20 protein-coding genes are annotated in these 18,761 nt (G+C 33.8%); all 20 read right to left on the bottom strand.

Annotated features, from left to right (window positions below):
• Positions 1 to 3 precede the first annotated feature (3 nt).
• On the bottom strand, positions 4 to 831 hold the full coding sequence (locus SOM16_RS21085) for a hypothetical protein (RefSeq protein ID WP_320465974.1): 828 nt from the start codon (positions 829 to 831) through the stop codon (positions 4 to 6).
• Between the two features lie 378 nt (positions 832 to 1,209).
• A complete protein-coding gene (locus SOM16_RS21080) occupies positions 1,210 to 2,460 on the bottom strand; it encodes a glycosyltransferase (protein WP_320465973.1) in 1,251 nt (416 codons plus the stop codon).
• Positions 2,441 to 3,493 (bottom strand): glycosyltransferase family 4 protein, encoded by a 1,053-nt coding sequence (locus SOM16_RS21075; RefSeq protein ID WP_320465972.1) that lies wholly within the window; start codon positions 3,491 to 3,493, stop codon positions 2,441 to 2,443. Before SOM16_RS21075 ends, SOM16_RS21080 begins: the two co-directional genes overlap by 20 nt.
• Positions 3,471 to 4,463 carry an acyltransferase family protein gene (locus tag SOM16_RS23285; RefSeq protein ID WP_414692284.1) on the bottom strand — a complete coding sequence of 331 codons (993 nt, stop codon included), beginning with the start codon at positions 4,461 to 4,463 and terminating at the stop codon, positions 3,471 to 3,473. Before SOM16_RS23285 ends, SOM16_RS21075 begins: the two co-directional genes overlap by 23 nt.
• A gap of 88 nt (positions 4,464 to 4,551) precedes the next feature.
• Complete coding sequence (locus tag SOM16_RS21070) at positions 4,552 to 5,478, bottom strand: glycosyltransferase family 2 protein (protein ID WP_320465971.1); 927 nt, start codon at positions 5,476 to 5,478, stop codon at positions 4,552 to 4,554.
• Between the two features lie 11 nt (positions 5,479 to 5,489).
• Positions 5,490 to 6,311, bottom strand: a complete 822-nt coding sequence (locus SOM16_RS21065) for a hypothetical protein (RefSeq protein ID WP_320465970.1) — start codon at positions 6,309 to 6,311, stop codon at positions 5,490 to 5,492.
• A 103-nt stretch (positions 6,312 to 6,414) separates the two neighbouring features.
• Positions 6,415 to 7,335 carry a hypothetical protein gene (locus tag SOM16_RS21060; protein ID WP_320465969.1) on the bottom strand — a complete coding sequence of 307 codons (921 nt, stop codon included), beginning with the start codon at positions 7,333 to 7,335 and terminating at the stop codon, positions 6,415 to 6,417.
• A 22-nt stretch (positions 7,336 to 7,357) separates the two neighbouring features.
• A complete protein-coding gene (locus SOM16_RS21055) occupies positions 7,358 to 8,290 on the bottom strand; it encodes a glycosyltransferase (protein ID WP_320465968.1) in 933 nt (310 codons plus the stop codon).
• Positions 8,287 to 8,814 carry an acyltransferase gene (locus SOM16_RS21050; RefSeq protein WP_320465967.1) on the bottom strand — a complete coding sequence of 176 codons (528 nt, stop codon included), beginning with the start codon at positions 8,812 to 8,814 and terminating at the stop codon, positions 8,287 to 8,289. Before SOM16_RS21050 ends, SOM16_RS21055 begins: the two co-directional genes overlap by 4 nt.
• Positions 8,814 to 9,620 (bottom strand): hypothetical protein, encoded by an 807-nt coding sequence (locus SOM16_RS21045; protein ID WP_320465966.1) that lies wholly within the window; start codon positions 9,618 to 9,620, stop codon positions 8,814 to 8,816. Before SOM16_RS21045 ends, SOM16_RS21050 begins: the two co-directional genes overlap by 1 nt.
• Positions 9,607 to 10,566, bottom strand: a complete 960-nt coding sequence (locus SOM16_RS21040) for a glycosyltransferase family 2 protein (protein ID WP_320465965.1) — start codon at positions 10,564 to 10,566, stop codon at positions 9,607 to 9,609. The genes SOM16_RS21045 and SOM16_RS21040 overlap by 14 nt, the downstream gene beginning before the upstream one ends.
• Positions 10,563 to 11,702, bottom strand: a complete 1,140-nt coding sequence (locus SOM16_RS21035) for a glycosyltransferase family 61 protein (protein ID WP_320465964.1) — start codon at positions 11,700 to 11,702, stop codon at positions 10,563 to 10,565. Before SOM16_RS21035 ends, SOM16_RS21040 begins: the two co-directional genes overlap by 4 nt.
• Positions 11,703 to 11,714: 12 nt before the next feature.
• Positions 11,715 to 12,557: an alpha-1,2-fucosyltransferase gene (locus SOM16_RS21030; protein WP_320465963.1), complete on the bottom strand. Its 843-nt coding sequence runs from the start codon at positions 12,555 to 12,557 to the stop codon at positions 11,715 to 11,717.
• Positions 12,554 to 13,381 (bottom strand): DUF5672 family protein, encoded by an 828-nt coding sequence (locus tag SOM16_RS21025; protein WP_320465962.1) that lies wholly within the window; start codon positions 13,379 to 13,381, stop codon positions 12,554 to 12,556. Before SOM16_RS21025 ends, SOM16_RS21030 begins: the two co-directional genes overlap by 4 nt.
• Entirely contained in the window at positions 13,374 to 14,165 is a 792-nt protein-coding gene (locus SOM16_RS21020) for a glycosyltransferase family 2 protein (RefSeq protein ID WP_320465961.1), read from the bottom strand. Before SOM16_RS21020 ends, SOM16_RS21025 begins: the two co-directional genes overlap by 8 nt.
• Entirely contained in the window at positions 14,162 to 14,881 is a 720-nt protein-coding gene (locus SOM16_RS21015) for a class I SAM-dependent methyltransferase (RefSeq protein WP_320465960.1), read from the bottom strand. Before SOM16_RS21015 ends, SOM16_RS21020 begins: the two co-directional genes overlap by 4 nt.
• Positions 14,882 to 14,884: 3 nt before the next feature.
• Complete coding sequence (locus SOM16_RS21010) at positions 14,885 to 16,144, bottom strand: polysaccharide ABC transporter ATP-binding protein (RefSeq protein ID WP_320465959.1); 1,260 nt, start codon at positions 16,142 to 16,144, stop codon at positions 14,885 to 14,887.
• 41 nt (positions 16,145 to 16,185) lie between these two features.
• Positions 16,186 to 16,554, bottom strand: a complete 369-nt coding sequence (locus tag SOM16_RS21005) for a four helix bundle protein (RefSeq protein ID WP_320465958.1) — start codon at positions 16,552 to 16,554, stop codon at positions 16,186 to 16,188.
• 120 nt (positions 16,555 to 16,674) lie between these two features.
• Positions 16,675 to 17,532, bottom strand: coding sequence for an ABC transporter permease (locus SOM16_RS21000; protein ID WP_320465957.1), 858 nt, complete (start codon positions 17,530 to 17,532; stop codon positions 16,675 to 16,677).
• A 91-nt stretch (positions 17,533 to 17,623) separates the two neighbouring features.
• Positions 17,624 to 18,730: a glycosyltransferase family 4 protein gene (locus SOM16_RS20995; RefSeq protein WP_320465956.1), complete on the bottom strand. Its 1,107-nt coding sequence runs from the start codon at positions 18,728 to 18,730 to the stop codon at positions 17,624 to 17,626.
• Positions 18,731 to 18,761: the final 31 nt, after the last annotated feature.

Here is an 18,761-nt window from a genome sequence, read left to right as displayed (position 1 = left end):
TTTTCAACTGATCAGTGATTTGATAATGGCTAAAAATTTTTTCTGTTCTATTTCCCAGTTATATTTTGATTGTGCCAATTGGTAAGCATTCTTCCTGTAATTATTTAGCAATTCCCTGTCGTTAAATAGTTTGGTAATTATGCCAGCCAAAGCAGTGACATCTCCTATTGAATAAAGTTCACCAATAAGGGTGTTTGAATTCATAAATTCTTTTTGTGCTTGGGTATCAGAAGCGATAATGGCCAGTCCAGAAATTAAATAGGTAAAAATTTTATTTGATAATGCAATTTTATTATTAGTACAAAAACCAGGCTCAAGAGCTAAACCAATATCAAAAGTGTTTGCTAGTTCAAATATTTGATTAGCAGATATTGGTTTATAGTAGATAATACTAAAGTTGGCTAATCCGTTAAAATAGATAGCATTTTGAACTGATAAATTACCCAATAAATGCAATTCAATTAGTGGATTACTGATTAGATTGATGGCTTCAATAACCTCTTCCAAACCACGGTTCTTACCAATAGTTTGAGAAAACCAGAATAGCTTTAAGCATTTGTTTTTAATTAAATTTAACTTCGGCTGATATTTTAACTCAAATACATTATTAATTATAATAGGATTTAAATCTGGATATAAACTTTTATATGCTTTGCAAATTAAAGGGCTTGCTGCAGTAATATAATCTGTCTGTTCTAAATATTTATCTTCAATAAATGTTTTTAATCTAACATCAGGGTGATTAGGGTCGTTACTGACTTCGTTCCTATGAAAATCTTCAGCATCAAAACCGCACCTAGCTTTATTTTTTTTTGATGCGTTAATAGCCACGGGTAGGGTACCTAAATTATGAGCAATATATAGATCTGCATGACTTTTTATCGCAGTTTTAAGCTGCCAATGATAATTCCTATTAATGAGCAGGTTCGAAATGCGAAGTATAGGACTGATCAATTTGGCTAGTCTCTGAACAATAGCTGATTTTAGCCTTAATGTTTTATGAGTTGGTGTCCACAACAGGTGGTCATAGGTCCATTCCGGATGTGCTTTCAAAATCTTTGTATCTTCATAAACCAGATAATCCATATACTGTGTAAAAATAATATGGATGCTCCATCCTGCATGGTGCAATGCAATGGCTTCTTTAACTAACCTTGGGTTAGAGGAGATATGGCCGGGTGTAATTAGACAGATTTTTTTGATGATCATCTAACCTTTAGTCCGATTGTATTCATATAAAGATTCTACTTTTCGACGAAGTTCTTTTCGATAGTCAGACCATTGCCAAAGATGAGCGCTATTTAGCGCAGCTTTACTTAGTTCATCTAAATTACAGCTATTATTTATAATTTGTTGCATTTGATCAACCAATGCATCTACATTACCTGCCTGGATAATCCAGCCATTTTCTTGGTGTTCAATCAAATCCGGACCAGCACTATTTTCTGTGGTGATTACAGGCGTTCCCTGGGACATTGATTCTGTAATCACCATTCCAAACCCATCAGCTAATGTTGGTAATACAAAAACATCAGCCTCTCGGTATAACATTAAAAGTTCTTCATGTGGAATAGTATCTTTAATCACTACTTTCCCCGGCAAATTATCTCTTAAATGCTGCGGAAGTTCCATTTTTCCAATTAACCACAATTCTGCTTCGGAGGGAATAAAACTGCATCTTTTCCAAGCCTCATACAGTAAATGAGCCCCTTTTCTGAGGGATTGATTTCCTGCATATAAAAATTTTATGGGTTCGCTTATATCCCTTGTTTTATGGTGATCAATTGGTTTTGGAAATGCCAAAGGGATTACTGTTATTTTTTCATCTTTAATTCCGGCCAGTATTAATGTTTTTTTTGTGAATGAAGAATTACATAAAATTGTATCAGCAAGATTAAGTTCCTCATCTCTTCTTCTATTTCTTTTTGAAGCTTTGTCATTAATCAATAAATTAGTGTCTTTGTTTTGAAGTTCAGGGTATTTTAAAAACTGCTGCTGCGCCACACTGGTAAAAAAAGTATGGTGCTGACTCAACTGTTCGTAAATAACGTATATGTCATGTTCTTTAGCCTTTTTTAAAGAGGCTAATGAACAATGTTCATAGGTATGAATGACATCTATTTTTGCGTTAATTTTTCTGGCTACCCATCGGTCAAATGACAGTTCAGCGTAATACCAGATGGCATCTGTTATTCTCGCATTTAATTTTCTGGCAGCGATGCTTCTGATGATCTCCAAAAGGGGTTTACTTTCAAAATATTTTATGGGAATAAGATCAAAAGCTCTTTTTTTTATTTCTTTTTTTAGCGGTGGAAAAGCAGAAAGCCAAACAGAAAAGATATAATCTGGATGAGAAAAAAAGGTGGTATAAAATTTATTTAAATGCTTCCCTTCATAATAAGCTAGCACATTTTGTTTAACATGTGGTGCTACCGTGGGGTTAGCGATGGAAATCTTCATTATGAATAATTTTGTTATAAAGATTTAGATATTGTTGAATAATAACTTCAGAAGAGAATCTTTTTTCTGCATCTTGACGAACCATTTTCCTGTCAATTGATCCTATTGTATGAACAGCCTGAATCATTTCCTCCTGTGTATCACATCTGAATCCATTTATGCCGTTGATAATAACTTCTGGCACTGAACCCTTATTAAAACCAATTACGGGTGTTCCACAAGCCATGGCTTCTGCCATTACAATACCAAAGGGTTCATTCCATTCAATTGGCATTAAGAATGCTAAGGCATTGCCTAAAAGTGTGTTTTTCTGTTCATCATTTACCGGGCCTATGTAGGTGATGCTATCAGATAAATGGGGTTTAATTTCCTCTTCAAAATAATAAGTATATTCTGGAGGAATATTTCCTGCAATGACTAATCTCTTTTTAGCGGCCTGTGCCACCTGGATTGCAATATGCGTTCCTTTGATAGGTTCTATTCTCCCTAAAAAAACAAGTGGGGCATTTTTCTGTATGTTGAGATTAAAATCATAAATCCTCAAATCTACACCATTAAAAATAGGATAGGCAGGAGCAAGGGGTACAATTTGATTGCTGATATAAGCACTACATCCTGTAAAAGTCAATGAATTTACTTTAGCTAATCTTCTTGCCTTCCTAACTTGGCTAATAGTTGGTTCCCTTTGATAACTCATCAGTTTAGGGATGCCTAAAGGCAATTGTGGTAGAATATAAATTAGCCTGCCAAAGCTGTGGATTGCATCATAGCGATGGCTGAACAACTCTTTATTAATTAAAAATGAGTTTCTTAAAACGTCTGATCGCTTTGTACTGGTTTTACCTTTATACGCAAAAAGCTTAGCAGCTGTTACAGAATCTGGATGCGCAAATAAACTTACCTTATGGCCTAAATTTACATAGCCTTCTACAAGCATGGCTACAATGCGTTCAATTCCGCCATAAAATAAGGGAGGAACTGGTAATTCCGGATCGGCTATGATGGCTATTTTAAGCGGCTTGGTTTGGGGCATATTTAATTTTTTTTGAAAACTTGATCGCTGGCTTTTCAAAAATAAGGTAGAAAAAATGTGCAAATAATATTGAAACTGTAAACGCAATTAAAAACAAAAAGTATCGACTTAATTCCGTGTGAAAGAATCTTAAACCCAAATTGATTATTTTGCCTCCAATTGTAACATGTGTTAAATAAAGCGAAAAAGAAATCTTTGATAAGTACCCGATTATTTTATTTTCTGATCTCCAGAAATTAAGAATGAGAAGAGTAAATATACTAACAAGTAAATACTGAGTATTAAAAGAGTAATAAATCTGAATTAATAGGATGGTAGTGAAGACTATATAATGATTACTATTAATCAATTGTGAATTTTGGTAATAGTAAAATAAGATACCTAATCCAAATAGCGAAGCATAAGGTATGATTGTAATGTAGCCAGCTGATAGGTAGGTATTTAAATATGGAACTGCTAATGATAACAGTATAAATATTATAACATGCTTCGTTTTTTTTATCAATGGAAAAAAGAGTGCTATCAATATATAAAATTGAAATTCTATCCCTAAAGTCCAATATACGGGATTCAAATAGGTACCTAAGTTGAAGTTATTCAAATAGGCTAGATGTAAGAAGACGTTGATCCAGCTAATTTTGTTATCTAGGCCGGTTAATTGATGAGACAAATAGTTTAAGGTAAACACCAAGACTATCGAAGCTATGTATGGTGGTTCTATTCTAAGTAACCTTCTTTTTAGAAAAGGGCTAATATCCTCAATATTGAAATTTTTAGGTAACACATAGCAGATGATAAAACCAGATAAGATAAAGAACATTTCTACTCCTAAATATCCGTATGAAAAAGTTTTCTTAAAAAAGTTATTGCTGTCGAATAAACGATTGTTTCCGCAAAATAGGTGAAAAATGCATACTGCGGTGGAAGCTATCGCCCTAATAAGATGAACACTTTTTATCTCTTGCTGCAATCGATCGTCTTAATTAGTGCCATATTTGAAATATTAAAGTTTGTTTTAGCATACAATCATTGTATTGAGATTTAATTAGCCCTATATTTTAGATACTCTTTTTTAAATAATATTTAATAAGGTTAGTCTGCTTCCAGCCTATTAAAACGTTCATAACTTTTGTTATTCCTCCAGCATTCATTTTTACGTCGGGTTTTCCTAGCTTTTTTATTTCGGAAGCACATAGCCTAAAAAGTGGCAGATTAACTGGATAAAGCTGGAACATTAAATATTGAAATTGATTCGCAGCAAGTTTTCTGGTGATGTAACTATCTTCAAATCTTATCAGGGCTTCCATGCCGAGCTTAGTGGAAATATATGCAGAATTTAATGCATCGTCTGTTTTTTTGCCAGAAAGTGAATTTGAAAGTCCTGATCTGTAATATAGAATTGCATTTTCACAAAACAGTATCTTATTTGATGCTAGTAATATCCTTATGAAAAATTCAAAGTCATTTATCAAATTAAGTTTCTCATTCCATAGTCCTGCAATGGATATGATTTTCCTAGGAATTAGCCATAACGCACATTGCATCATATTATGTCCAGAACGTAACGATTCTTTTAACCAATCAATCGGTGCCATATTTCTCCAAACACTTTCCTGATCTAGTTTGAATGTCTCAATATCATCATTGTAGAAACGCCCCCAAGATGCCGAAGCAATTACATCATCTTTCCCTATCAGTAGTTGTAATTGGGACTTCAAAAAATCCTCAGAAAGTAGATCATCTGCATCAAAAAATTTTATATAGTCTCCTTTTGAATATTTGTAAGCTAGGTTAGCTGCTGCACATTGCCCTCTGTTTGCTGTATGAATTATTCTAATTCTTGAATCAATGTAATCAGCTAATATAGATTTGGTATTATCCGTCGATCCATCATTGACGATTATTAATTCAAATTTTTGGTAGGATTGTCGTAATACAGAATCAATAGACTCTTTAATATACTTCCCTGCGTTATATGCGGGCATGCAAATCGAAATTAAAGGTTCTCTAGTACTCGTTTCCATTCCTGAGAAAAGTAAGGCTTTTTAGCTTTGAATATGTAATGACTAACAGTCTTTAATCCGCTGTTTATGTCTTTTCCATAAAAGATATTGTATTCATCTTTAGATAGGGGTTTAGCATATTGATTAAATAGTATATGGCTCATTAACGTTTGTTCAACCTCCGCTGGAATTGCTGTTTTATAGTTTTGAAGGATGACCTTAAGCTTTTCTTCTAAATCTATATAATTTACTTGATCGCCATTATATGCTATGATGCCTCCATTTACCTTTTCTATTGTATCTATATCGAACTTTTCTTTCAACACAACCACTGAATCTACAAAATATGAGTCATCCAACTGCTCAAACATAAAAATCGCTTGTTTTCTTTCAAAAGCTTCTATTAATGCCGATGGATACTTGAAGAATAACATATCACTATCCAAATGAAGATTCCATCCCGGGTTAATATGGATATCTATTAATCTTCTAAAGAATGGATGCCAGGCTCTAACTTGATTCAAATAGGGGAAATCTTTAATTGGGATAATCCTTTGAAGTTTAGTCTCAATTTTTTCATTAGAGACTATTTCTATTTCTTTGCAATAGTTTTTAAAAAGGCTTTCTATCTCATCGTTAATTGTCCCGTCGGAATAAATATTTACACTGAAATTGTTTCCGTAATGTTGTATGAAAGATTCAATGCAAAAGATAGTTTGATGCCAATAATTTTTACCTGTTAAAAAGTTTAACTGAATGTTATCTTTAGAATAATTCGAGAGATAATTTCTAAGTTTAAGAGCCTCTCTTTTCATGTTAGCTTCTCCAGTTGACAATTGATACCAGCCCTTTACTCCGAAATGCGTTAAGTTATACCTAAATTTTAAGGTGGGCTTATAATAAAATTTGTAAATTAAACTACCTAATCCCATTTAAAATAACATTGAATGCATTTTTGAAATAACTCGCTTTTGATAAGTCAACATAATGGTGTAAAATCCCTGCACCGTTCAAAACATCTTCGTTTTCAGGGTTGACTATATAGCTGCGTTCGTTTAAGGCTTTTCTCTTAGATGTTGCAAGCAACATCGTTGTCAAAGCTTGTTCAAGAAAATAGGAGCTCCCTTCTTTAGCTTCTAGTTCCATGCACCATCTTTCTAGTTCAGTCCAAATTATTCGAGAAGAATCCATACCAATTATACCAACATTTACTGAATCTGGGATATCTCTTCCTGTTAGAGATTCCATTATTTCTTTTGAATATCCGTAAGACTCTATGCAATCAATCATGTGTAAACTGCCGTTAGGTCTTTGTAACCAGCTAATAACTTCTTTCGGATTCGACCAAAATAACATATCGGAGTCTAACACCAATTTATATGTGTTGTCTGTAAGGGTATGAATGTCAGTGAGTTTCTTGATGTGAGGATAAACTTCTCGTTTTCTATGAAGATAAGGGAATTCAGCAACTGGTAATTTCAATGATAAATTTGCGTCTATTTGTTGTTTAGTTACAATGACAACGCCCGGCATTTGTTTATTTGCCTGAGTTTTTAATTGTTCGTCGAAGCTGCCATCATCAACTAATATAAATTGAAATGAGGTCTTGGAAACTTTGGTCAGCGAAAAAGCGCAGAATAAAGTTTGATAGAGATAATCACTGCCAGTTAAAAAATAAATTTTATATCCATTCTCGTAAGAAATAATAGGAGGAAGATTTCTGCTGGCTCTTATCATTTCTTTTTTACCCCGCAACATCTGCCTATAGCTAATTATCCCTCCAAAACGTTGAATGGTTTTCCATTTGGAGACTGGAAATCGATATAACTGATTGATCAAACTCTGTATCAATGTAAACTATTTAAATTTCTTGTTTTGAATTTAACATCCCCAATGCCTCATAAAGCCCACAAGCCCCCTCAAAACGAATGTAATCTGATTCGCTTCTCCATGGCTTATAAACTAACCAAGCTTTAATTTTTCTTAATGGGATAGACCATTTTGGAATTTTAATCCATGGATTGATGTTATGTTTTTCGAGCAATAATATCCACGATTTTGTTGAGTCTCTATTTAATTTACTCAAATAATATTTGTCTGTTCGCGCTAATGGAATGATGTGAGTTAACGATAACGCTGGAGCGTAGGCAATCTCCCAACCAGCTTTTAGTATATCAATAACTATATCGTTATCACCTCCGGAACTAAGGGAGGTTCCTTGTCTATCTGTAATATTGTTTTTCTCTAAGCCTATTTTTTTTATGTAATTTGCCAACGCTGCCTTTCTTACGCCCATTCCCGCGCCTATAGGCGCAAATTCAGGATAAATATTTTCCCATTTTCCAATTATTATTTCTTCCCCTAGATTTCTCAGTGCTAAACTGGAATGAAATTGATTTAGCCAAGCTGGTGGTTCAAAATCAAATTGAGGAATAGATTTACCACCTACAGCGCCCAGATTTTTATTATTCTTAAAACAGAGATAGGTATTTAATAAATAATCTGGAAAGAGTACATTATCATCATCAACCATAATTATCAAATCGGCTTGGCTCTCCTGAAAACCTTTAATGCGAGCATATGTTAATCCTGGTTTTGGCTCCTTAACTATTCTTGAATTATTATGCCAGGAGATATCAATTAATTCGATAAATGATGTCTGTGAGTTATTGTCAACTAATATCAGTTCCCACTCTATTAGCGGGAAGTTTTGATTTTTTAACCCCATTAGGGTTTGTTTTAGTCGACCAATGTTGGGATTAAATGTTGGAATAAAAACAGAAATTTTTATCATGGGCGATATCTAATAACTCTTGCAGGATTGCCAACCGCTATTGAATATGCTGGTATGTCTTTATTTACGACGCTTCCCGCACCGATAACAGCACCATTACCTATAGAGACTCCTCCTAAAATTGTACAGTTGGCACCTATCCAAACATCTGATCCAATGTTTACTGGTAGCAGTATATCTGGCTTGTTTCTTATCAATTCAGATCTATCTGGAATAGTATGATTTGAAGACACAATACATGTATGCATCGCAATCAACGTGTTGTTCCCTATTGTAACCCCCCCATGACCATATATGATTGTATGCTCTCCTAAAAATGTGTTTTCATCAAGATTGATTGAACCCCCGTATGTTTTCAATATTACCCCTTCAGATAACTCACATTTTTTTGCAATAGTTATGGACTTTTTACTCTTTTTGTCATTACAAAGTTTACTTGATATTGATATAATACAAGACCTATCAATGTTAATTCCACGAGTCCTTAAAATTATGATTTTTAGGAAAATGATAATCTTTCTCATTATAATTTTAAGTATCGTTTTAGATTTCCCAAGATGCTTCTAATGCTAAATCTCAAAAACCTAAGAAGGTCTTCGTTTTTCGGATTTTGATATAGAGTAAAATGTGTTTTATTGTAGGGGTAATACATTCTTCTCCAAGCGTCTTTATGTCGAATATTATTTATGTTGTCCGCTATTGTGATTAAGTCATTAAACGGTCTACCGTGCAATATTTTTACTTTTTGAATAACGAAATTTGGGTAGGATACAATAAAATTATATGCGGAAGAAAATATTGCAAACTTCACCTCAGATTCATATAATGTCTTTCTTAAATGATATTGATCAGTTATTATATTTGAATTCGTTTCGAAAGACGTTTCCCATGCATCGATTAATTTCTCAACATTCGGGGTTAATTTGTAAGCGATTACGCCAGTATTGAATTCTGGCATTGCATTGCTCAGATTTGGCATTTGAAATTCATAGCCTTCGTCTGCTTGGTGAATTGCAAATTCCCTGAAATCAAGTATTCGAAACAGATCGTCTAATTTGTCGCAGACGTATGTGTCAGTATCCATAAAAATAGTTTGTTCAAAAGGTGAATATCTTATCAGGAGCTTATCTCTGTAGCTATAACTTGCCCGCTTAATTATAAGGTGGTCAAACAGACCATTTGGCAAAAGATATTCATCCGAATCGGTAACTAAAGCAATAGGATAATTGTTGTTTTTTTTACAGGATAAAGCTGAGTGGATAACCTCATCTATATACCTTTGACCAGTAGCAACGTATAAGATTCCCTTACTTTTTTTATACTTTTCCATTATTGAACTTTAGATGTGAAAGTCCTTTAAGCGTTAATTTATGAATTCGAAACAGAATTATCCCCCGAATTTTAAATATTTTTAAGAATTTAAGTATTGGATTCTTATTAATTGGTAAATAAATACCAAATGTTTGTGCTGAATTTATTGCTTTAGACAGACCTTGTTTGTCGCCTAATACGAACAGGTTCCATGCACATTTTGAAATTTCGCTAATTATAATTTGGTGATATTTTGAATGGAGATTGTGGTAGTAGTTAATTAAAAAGATAATTCTACAATTCCAACATTTACTTTGATTTTTACTTATTCCTAAATCGTGCCTAATAGAGTATGCAACAGTCATATTTATTACTGAGAATTTGATATGCTCTGCCGAAAGCCTTATATTTAAATCAGCATCTTCCCAACACCTCTGTGTTTGATCAAATCCTTGAACTAACATGAAGCTAGTTTTTCTATATACTGTATTTATGATGCCTAATGGGTGAGTAAGAAAATATGCTAACGCATCTTTTTGTAATTCATCTAAATTATACTCCCACTTAATTATTGTTTTTTTTGACATCTTATCAATCCAGTCAGCATTACCTAAAATAACATCTGCATTTTCTTTAATTATGTTTTGTTTAAATATTGAAACATAATCTTTTATTAAGATATCATCTACATCATGAAAATGAATATATTGACATGTAGATGCCTCTGCAAGCCTATTTCGAGCATAGCCTGGACCATTGTTTAATTTTGATGCAATGTGGTTAACTTTATGCTTTAATAATACTTCGCATGTAGTATCACTACTTCCATCATCGTAGAAAATAACTTCATCGAAGGGCTCAGTTAGTTTGCGAAGGTTAGAAATAAACTCTTCCAGGTAGCTTTCTGCATTATAGCAAGGAACAAGCAGCGCCAAAGTAATTCCGTTTTTAGCATTTGCAATCATCTTAGGAATAATTCTAATTTTGATAGAAGAAATTTTATTCCCTTTTTACTTCTGCTATTTGAAAAATCTAATACTAAAACAAAATGATTAAGCGAACAAAGTGAAGATATTCGAGAATAACAGGGCTGAAATGACTGTGTTTCTGGGTAAAGTTCCATAACATTAGTGTTTTCTCTACAGATGAAGATATTACTTAGTCCTGCGCCATGAGGACTTATAATGTGCGAAGCATTATTCAACAAATTAACTGTATCTATTATTGAATAATGTTTCAGATCTACAAACTCAATCTTTGGATAATACCTAAGTATTTCTTTTTCCCAAAAAATATTTCGCATTGGTTCAGTATCCCTAGTAATCCATATAATTTTTTTTTGCAATTGTTTTACGTCAGTCTCCAGGGGATTTAGAAAACTCCTAAGCGCTAAAATTGAATATTTCGTAGGCTGTTGGTCATTAATTACGGGACTAGTAAATATCAATTGATCACATTTAAAGTGTGATTGATGATCAATCCATGTCACCTTTTGTAAATCTATCCCAGTCAAAATGAGCCATTTAATTTTCCATTCCGTTGAGGGGCCATTTATAAGAAAATGATCGAACTGGCTTAGTTCTGCTTTCAAAAGATATAATTTTGGCAGCAGTTCATGCAAAAAATGATAAAAGCCTCCATCAGCGCCTAAAGTTGCAATATTTAAAACTACCCCCTTTAAAAACAATACTTTTGTCATTCTAAATCTAAGAACTGATTTGAAATTAATTCTCGAATTTTGCCAAATGCGTAAACTCTCTCCTATATAAGTCCTGTTCTTATAAACTAAACCTTGATTCCCAACAATCGATGCGTCTTCTAACGAGTAGAAATAAATATCTGGATTTTTAAATATTCCTGTCGATCTGTATCTTGGTCTTCGTTTTATCTCTCTTGTGTTTAAGTTCTCGTGAAGTATTGTAGGGTATTTATAAATATTTAGTTCATTACACACATGCTTCTTTGAAATAAAGGTTGCAGACTCAGCGACGTCTACAATGTATTTCTTTTCTTCTATAAAAGTGTTTATGGATTTAAACCTGTAAGGTTTTTTTGTAAATACAAATATTATGATTTGTCTTAATAAAAAATATAATGTCATATTCTAATTGTTCTAATCAACATCGATTTGAATCCATGTACTAGGGATTATATTTTTTGGATACTCTTCTCTTATCCTGAAGCCAAGCCAATATCTGGGGCAGAAAATTTGTTTATTTATTTGATCATTCAAATATGCTCCCCACCATGAGAATGAACTATTAGATAGTATCAAAATATCTGATTTAAGAAGAATTTGAAAGTCATTAATTAAAGAATCTTCAATAAATTGTGCATTATGAAACATCCTAAACTCTCTTTTAACAAAATCGATATCATCACTTATAAATAATAGATTGTATTTATCTAATTCTGGGATTGTATTTAATGTATTCATGTAATAGTTGATAGGTAATGTTAAATTTTCTGATCCTAAATTTATTTTCCACCAGTGTCCTAATTTCTTGTAATCACCACGACGAACGTGAACAGTTATAATCTTTTTTGTTCCATCAAATAGGAAAGCGTATTTTCTCGAAAAACTGATTTTAAACTTTGGTTTGATAATTATCCAGTCTTTAGTGTTTTTCTCCGACTGGATAAAGAATTTTTCTGATTGAAAATAACCGCTATATAGTTTATTGTTGAGATCAAGCTGAGAGTTCAATAATAACTCGCTTTCATCTATTTTAGAGTATTTTCTTGTCTTAAATTTAAGATTTAATTTGCAAAATAGTAATTTGAAGTAATTAGTCTTTGAATTATAATCTTTAAGTATAAAGTATTTTTGAAGTTGAAATTCATCTATTGAATTATTTATAAAAAAACTTACTCTTAGTTTTTTTGCTAAACCCCTTATGAAAAAATATTGAAACAATTGATTTCCAAATCTACCCTGTATATTTATGCCGATCATTTTGCTATTATATCGTAATTAATAAATTTTTTCCAAAAGTATGGTTCATATTTTAACCAAGCATGACACCCGAATGGTAAATCATCCTCTGTTTTGATGAAAGAAGAAGGGTACATTTCAATTGAAAACTTTAATGCGAGTTCTTTTGGGGCTATTTCAAACCATGGAAAATTTCTCCTAGCGATTATACTCCAAAACATGTCTTCATTTTCTTGGAAGTTATTCAAGAGATAATAAGTATTATTTTTAAATGTAACTCCTATGATGACGTCTATTAGTCTTTTTATTGATGGATTACTTTTTAATAGATAGATCAAGTATCCCGGTTTAGTTATAAAGCTAAATGATTTAAGTACTTTTATGTGTGAAGCAACATTTCTTAGCGATAGGCCTCCGTTACCTACCGCATTAAATACTAACTGATTATCTTCCATTTTGTGAAACCATGGCGCACCAATATAATCATAGTTTTTATTGCACCAATGAACAAGGTCGCTTTTAAAGATCCAAACGTCTAGCTGGCATATTAAGATAAATTTATAATCGATAAATTTTTTAAAAAAGTTTATCGAAATCAACAATTGATTATATCCCATTACACTGGAAAAATATTTGTTGTTAAATCTGATAATCTTCAGGCTAACTTTGAATTTCTTTGCAAGTAATTCGTAAAATGCTACATCTAAATGATATGGGCAAACAATGTAAAAGTGGAAATTACTTAATTTTTTGAATGACTGACTTATTGAACTTAGTTCCGCATTTTCTAATATAGCTTTATAAGTAGGGATAACTATCGCACATACGAAACTTGGCTTAGGCATTTATAAAGCGTTTTATATATTTAAAAATACTTCTAAGTGGATTATTCAAATCATTATTGTAAAATTTGCTGTCTTGACGTAATTTTTCCATTTCTTTAATAAATAATGGGAAATATTTATTCACTAGGTACTTCTGGCAATTTAGATATTTGTCATCCTGGAAAATTTCAACAATCATAGAATTCTCGAGAATTCTATATTCAAATAGAGGTTCGTTAATAAATTCAAATTTACAGTTGTTAAAGTAACTACTAATCCAAAAATCCCAATCTTCAAGACCTGCAAATGGCATATTCTCATCGTAGCCATTATTTTGGCTCCATATTTCTTTTTTAAAGATAGAACATGCATCTATATAATTGCCGAATAACAAATCTGTTCCATCAAAGCTCTTTGTCTCGAATTTTCGATATGAGATGTCGTCACCAAAAAAATCTGGTCTAGCATATACTATATCACACTGGTTCGAATCGAGCAAGGGAAGTGCTTTTCTGATATAGTCAGCTTTAATTTTATTGTCAGCATCAAGTGGCAAGATGTATTTTCCCTTTGCTGCGGCAATACCTGCATTTCTGGCTTTTGCTAATCCAGAATTAGGTTGTTGGATGACATGAAAGCCTTGCTTTCGTAATTCTATCATTTTCTCAACAGTAAAATTATCTGTTGATCCATCGTCGACGATAATAATCTCTACAGGTTGATCAGTGTATGTTAGCACACTATCAATTGCCTCTTGTAAGTATTTTCCGTGATTGTAACAAGGAATTATTACCGATAATATCATTTTGTTTTTTTCGCTACAATAACGTAATTCATAGTATTTGAGTAGTCTATGGTTCCTTGATTGTCCATAAATACAAAAAACTTATTTAAAGATTTAATACCACCAATCATTTTTAATATTGTTCTCATTAATTTTCCCTTGAATCCAGAAATCGAATAAATCTGAGGGAAAAGTGCATGGAGTAATGCTTGGCCGGCCACGGACCATTTACCGCCATTTGATTTGATTTCTAAAACTTCAAAGCCTGCTTTCTCTAAGATATATTGAAAACCGTGTTTAGTGAATCTGAAAAAGTCATATGGTTCTTCATGTAGCGGCCAATACAAAGGCCCGCTTAAAATAAATAACCCTTCCGTTTTCAGTAATCTATAAGCTTCATTCACTAAGCCTTGGTGATCTTCAACATGTTCGATTGTTTGAGTAGATATTACGGTGTCAAATGAATTGTTTTCTAAAGGGATATTATTAGCTGGACATAGGTAATCAACTTTATTTTCACTTGACTGAATGATATCTACTCCGGTATAATTTATAATCTTATCTGCTAACTTATCTTGATATGGTTTGTTGCCGCACCCAATATCTAATAAACTACCACATGCATACTTATCAAAGGCACTAAATAAATCCGCATGATAGTATTTATAATGAAGATAATATAAATTATCAATTTTAATATCTGTACTGTTTAAGCGATTAAGGTTTTCGGTTCTCATCAATTATAAATTTACCCAAGAGAAATTTTCTGTATATACACAGACATTTTTCTGCCATCCCCATTCGATTATTTTGTTGGGCATAATCACTTCAAATTCACAGATTCTATGAATTTCTTCAAATTTGGTTCTGCCTTTACTTTCTGCTAAATGCAGAACTAAATAGTACTTATCAGCATAAAGCTTGCAATTTGGAATAGTACAGCGAACTTTGTTAATACCTACTTTACGTAATATGTTGGTTTCTGTATCAAATACGTATGTGTAAATAATAGGTAATTCTTTTGGATTACTAATTTGTAATGATATTGCCATTCCTTCAATAATTTCTGGCATGTTGATTTCAAGATCTATCAGTAAATCTTTACCATTCATATGAAAACCATTGAGCTCTGAAGTTCCTACCTGAGCTCGTGTAATTGAAGGACGATCAACTTTAGGTTCTTTAATATAAATACCAACTTCATTAACATCAGTTTGTAGATAGGTTTGAATAACTGTTTCTGTGTTTGAATAGGATTTTAATTTTCCATTTTTTAAATAGATTGATTTATCTGTAAGCGTAGCAATAGCATCCATATTATGGCTTACAAACAACACCGTCCGTCCTTCGCCTTTACTTACTTCGCCCATTTTGCCCAAACATTTCTTTTGGAATTCTGTATCGCCTACGGCTAAAACCTCATCCACAATTAAGATTTCGGATTCTAAATGTGCAGCAACAGCGAAAGCAAGGCGAACGTACATTCCAGATGAATAGCGTTTAACTGGCGTATCCAGGTATCGCTCGATTCCGGCGAAGTCTACAATTTCTTCCAGTTTACGCTGGATTTCCTTTTTGCGCATGCCAAGAATGGTTCCATTCAGGAATATATTTTCGCGACCGCTTAATTCCGGGTGGAAACCAGTTCCTACTTCCAGTAAACTGGCGATCCGGCCTTTGCCCGAAATCCTGCCGGTAGTAGGGGCGGTAACTTTACTTAATATTTTTAAGAGTGTACTCTTACCAGCACCATTCCGACCAATAATCCCCACGGCATCTCCTTGTTCGATCTCAAAATTGATATCCTTTAAACTCCAGACCACATCACTCGCACTCCGCGTGTTTTGATGATTATTTTCACCAATTCGCAAAAACGGATCTTCTTTTCCCCGCATCCGTGCATACCAACGCTCCAAATCCCGACTGATTGTTCCGGTTCCGATTTGACCTAACTGGTAGGCTTTGCTGAGGTTTTCTACTTTGATGGCTATTTGTGACAAGGAGAAGGAGAGTTGGTAAGTTGGTTTTTGGTGAGTTGAAGCTAAGATGTACGCCCAAATTGAGCCTTATGTAAGCTATTTATTTTATTCGTGATTTCTTCTAACTTAATTCTTAAAGATAAATATTCTTCTTCCTTAATATACATCAGATCATGTGCGCCAATTAAATGATTAATTGTTTCAACAGCACTTGAATAAGCGATAACAAGAAAATGTGCACGATCTTTGGAGGTGATTCTAGCTGAACCTTCAGAAATATTATCTCCAATACTACTTGCCGAACGCTTGAGCTGACTTGTTAAACCAAATAATTCCTCACGAGGAAATTGATTAACCATGGCATAAATTTCTTTTCTAAATTTTCTAGCCAATTGCCAGACTTCTAATTTTTCAAATGGGTAAATATACATATGCTTTAATTTAGGTTACAATAAACTTAAATTAAGGATGATTAATTAAATATATAATTTTTTTAGTCAAAACCCTGACCATCTCTCTAACCACCTAACCATCTCTCCAACTCCCCCTTTTTACACCGTATCTACAAAAGTTCGTTCTACTTTATTAAAAACTACTATTCCTGAAATTAACAAAGCCAATGTTACGCAACCTGCATAACCCAAACTTGCCCAGCTAAAGCTTCCTTCGCCCAGGAATCCGAATCTGAAGGTTTCGATAATTGGTGTCATGGGGTTATATTTGATGATCCACGCATAAGCCGGGTATTTCTTGATGGCTTCCGATAGGGGATAAATTACGGTGGTGGCATACATGAGCAACTGTACGCCGAACGACACTAAGAAGGCCAGGTCACGGTACTTTGTAGTCATGGCGGAGATGATCATTCCCGTGCCTAAGCCAAGTAATGCCATTAAAATCACGATTACAGGGAAGAGAGAAATGGCCCAGGTGAAGTTGAATTGTGCACCAGCAAAATAGTAATAAGCCATCATCAGCATAAACAACAGCATTTGCACGCCAAAGCGAACGAGGTTACTCGCCACAATACTAAGTGGCATGATGAGCCTTGGGAAGTATACCTTTCCGAAAATACCTGCATTATCTTTAAATACCGTTGAGGTTTTGGTTAAACAATCTGCAAAGTAATTCCATGCGGTAATGCCCGCCATGTAGAATAATGGTTTTGGCAATCCATCGGTAGAAATGCCGGCAAGATTTCCAAAAATAAAGGTGAAAATGATGGTGGTAAATAAGGGCTGAATAAAAAACCAAAGCGGCCCTAAAATGGTCTGCTTGTAGAAGGAAACAAAATCACGACGAACAAGGAGCCACAATAGATCCCGATAGGCCCAGATTTCATTCAATTTTAAATCGAATAGGGAAGCCTTTGCCTCAATGGTCCAGTTATATTCTTCTTTATGCTCCATAAATAATTGAAGAATGTGCGGCTGCTTTTATCAAAAAGGAGGGAAGTAAAGCTGATTTTTGTTTAAAAGATGTTTGGTAAGGATACTTCATCTAATTTGATAACAGATTTAGAAAGTTCATTTTATATTGTTCAAAACCGAAGGCATTTAAACATAGATTTTGAAGTTGCAATGCATTAACCTGATCTTTAGGAAGCGCCAGGTGTTTTGCAATTGTGCGGGTAATTTCCGCTATATTATCCGGGTCGACAAAATCTCCTAGTTTTCCATCGAGAAGTGCATCCCGACTTCCATCGGTATGGCCTGCAATGGAAGCAAGGCCACATGCTGCGGCCTCGATAAAGGCTATTCCAAAACCTTCTCCTTTACTTGGCATCACAAATAAATCGGCCAGAAGGAAATGGTTTTGAACTTCATCTTCTGCTAAATAACCGGTCAGGATTACACGATGTGCCAGGTTATGCGTTGCGATCAGGTGCAACACCCTTACCTTTTCTTGTTCATCAGCCTTGCCTGCTAAGATGTAGATGATATCTTTCGGCAAGTTTTTGAGCGCTAAAATGACCTGATCATATCCTTTATATTGTTCTTGCGATGAAAGCCGGGTTAAGGTGAAAAGTACTTTTGTAGCGCTTGAAATCTCATATCTGTGCAGAAGCGTTTCGGGTTTCGCGAAATTTGTAGGAATGGAAAAGAATGGATCCAGACTATTGTTCAGCGTTTTAATTTGCGAGGGAAGCAGATGATGTATTTTTTCGATCTGTTGTGCAGTGTAATGACTTACAGCCCATATTTCGGTATTTCTCCGCAGGAAAATGGTTTTCCATCTTGGGAGTGTTTTCCAGATCTCTATGCCATGGGCTAGCAGAATGATTCGCTTTTTAGGTTGAATCTTTTTCAAGATCCATGCAAACAGTAACAGGTTGATGTGACTTAAAATAAGAATATTCGCACTTAAGCCCGTTTTGATTGCTGTAAATAAGAAGATTAGGCGATTCCCCTGAAAGCCCTTGAAATGTGCAACATCGATGTACTTAAGATCTGGCTGATCATCATAAAGGCTCAGGTGCTGATGGTTAGTATTTGTTGCGCCGTTTAAATCTGAAAGGATTTTACTCACACACCTGCACACTTTTTCTATGCCGCCCGTTAAGCTGAAACTGTGTAAACTTAGAAATAAAATCTTTTCGTTTTTCAATGTTTGGTGGCCGTCCTTCGTTTATTGTCTA

Origin of the sequence: Pedobacter sp. CFBP9032, assembly GCF_034045265.1 — a bacterium.
Classification (GTDB): Bacteria; Bacteroidota; Bacteroidia; order Sphingobacteriales; family Sphingobacteriaceae; genus Pedobacter.
The sequence above is the reverse complement of the archived record's forward strand: the minus strand, read 5'-3'. Positions and strand labels throughout refer to the sequence as shown.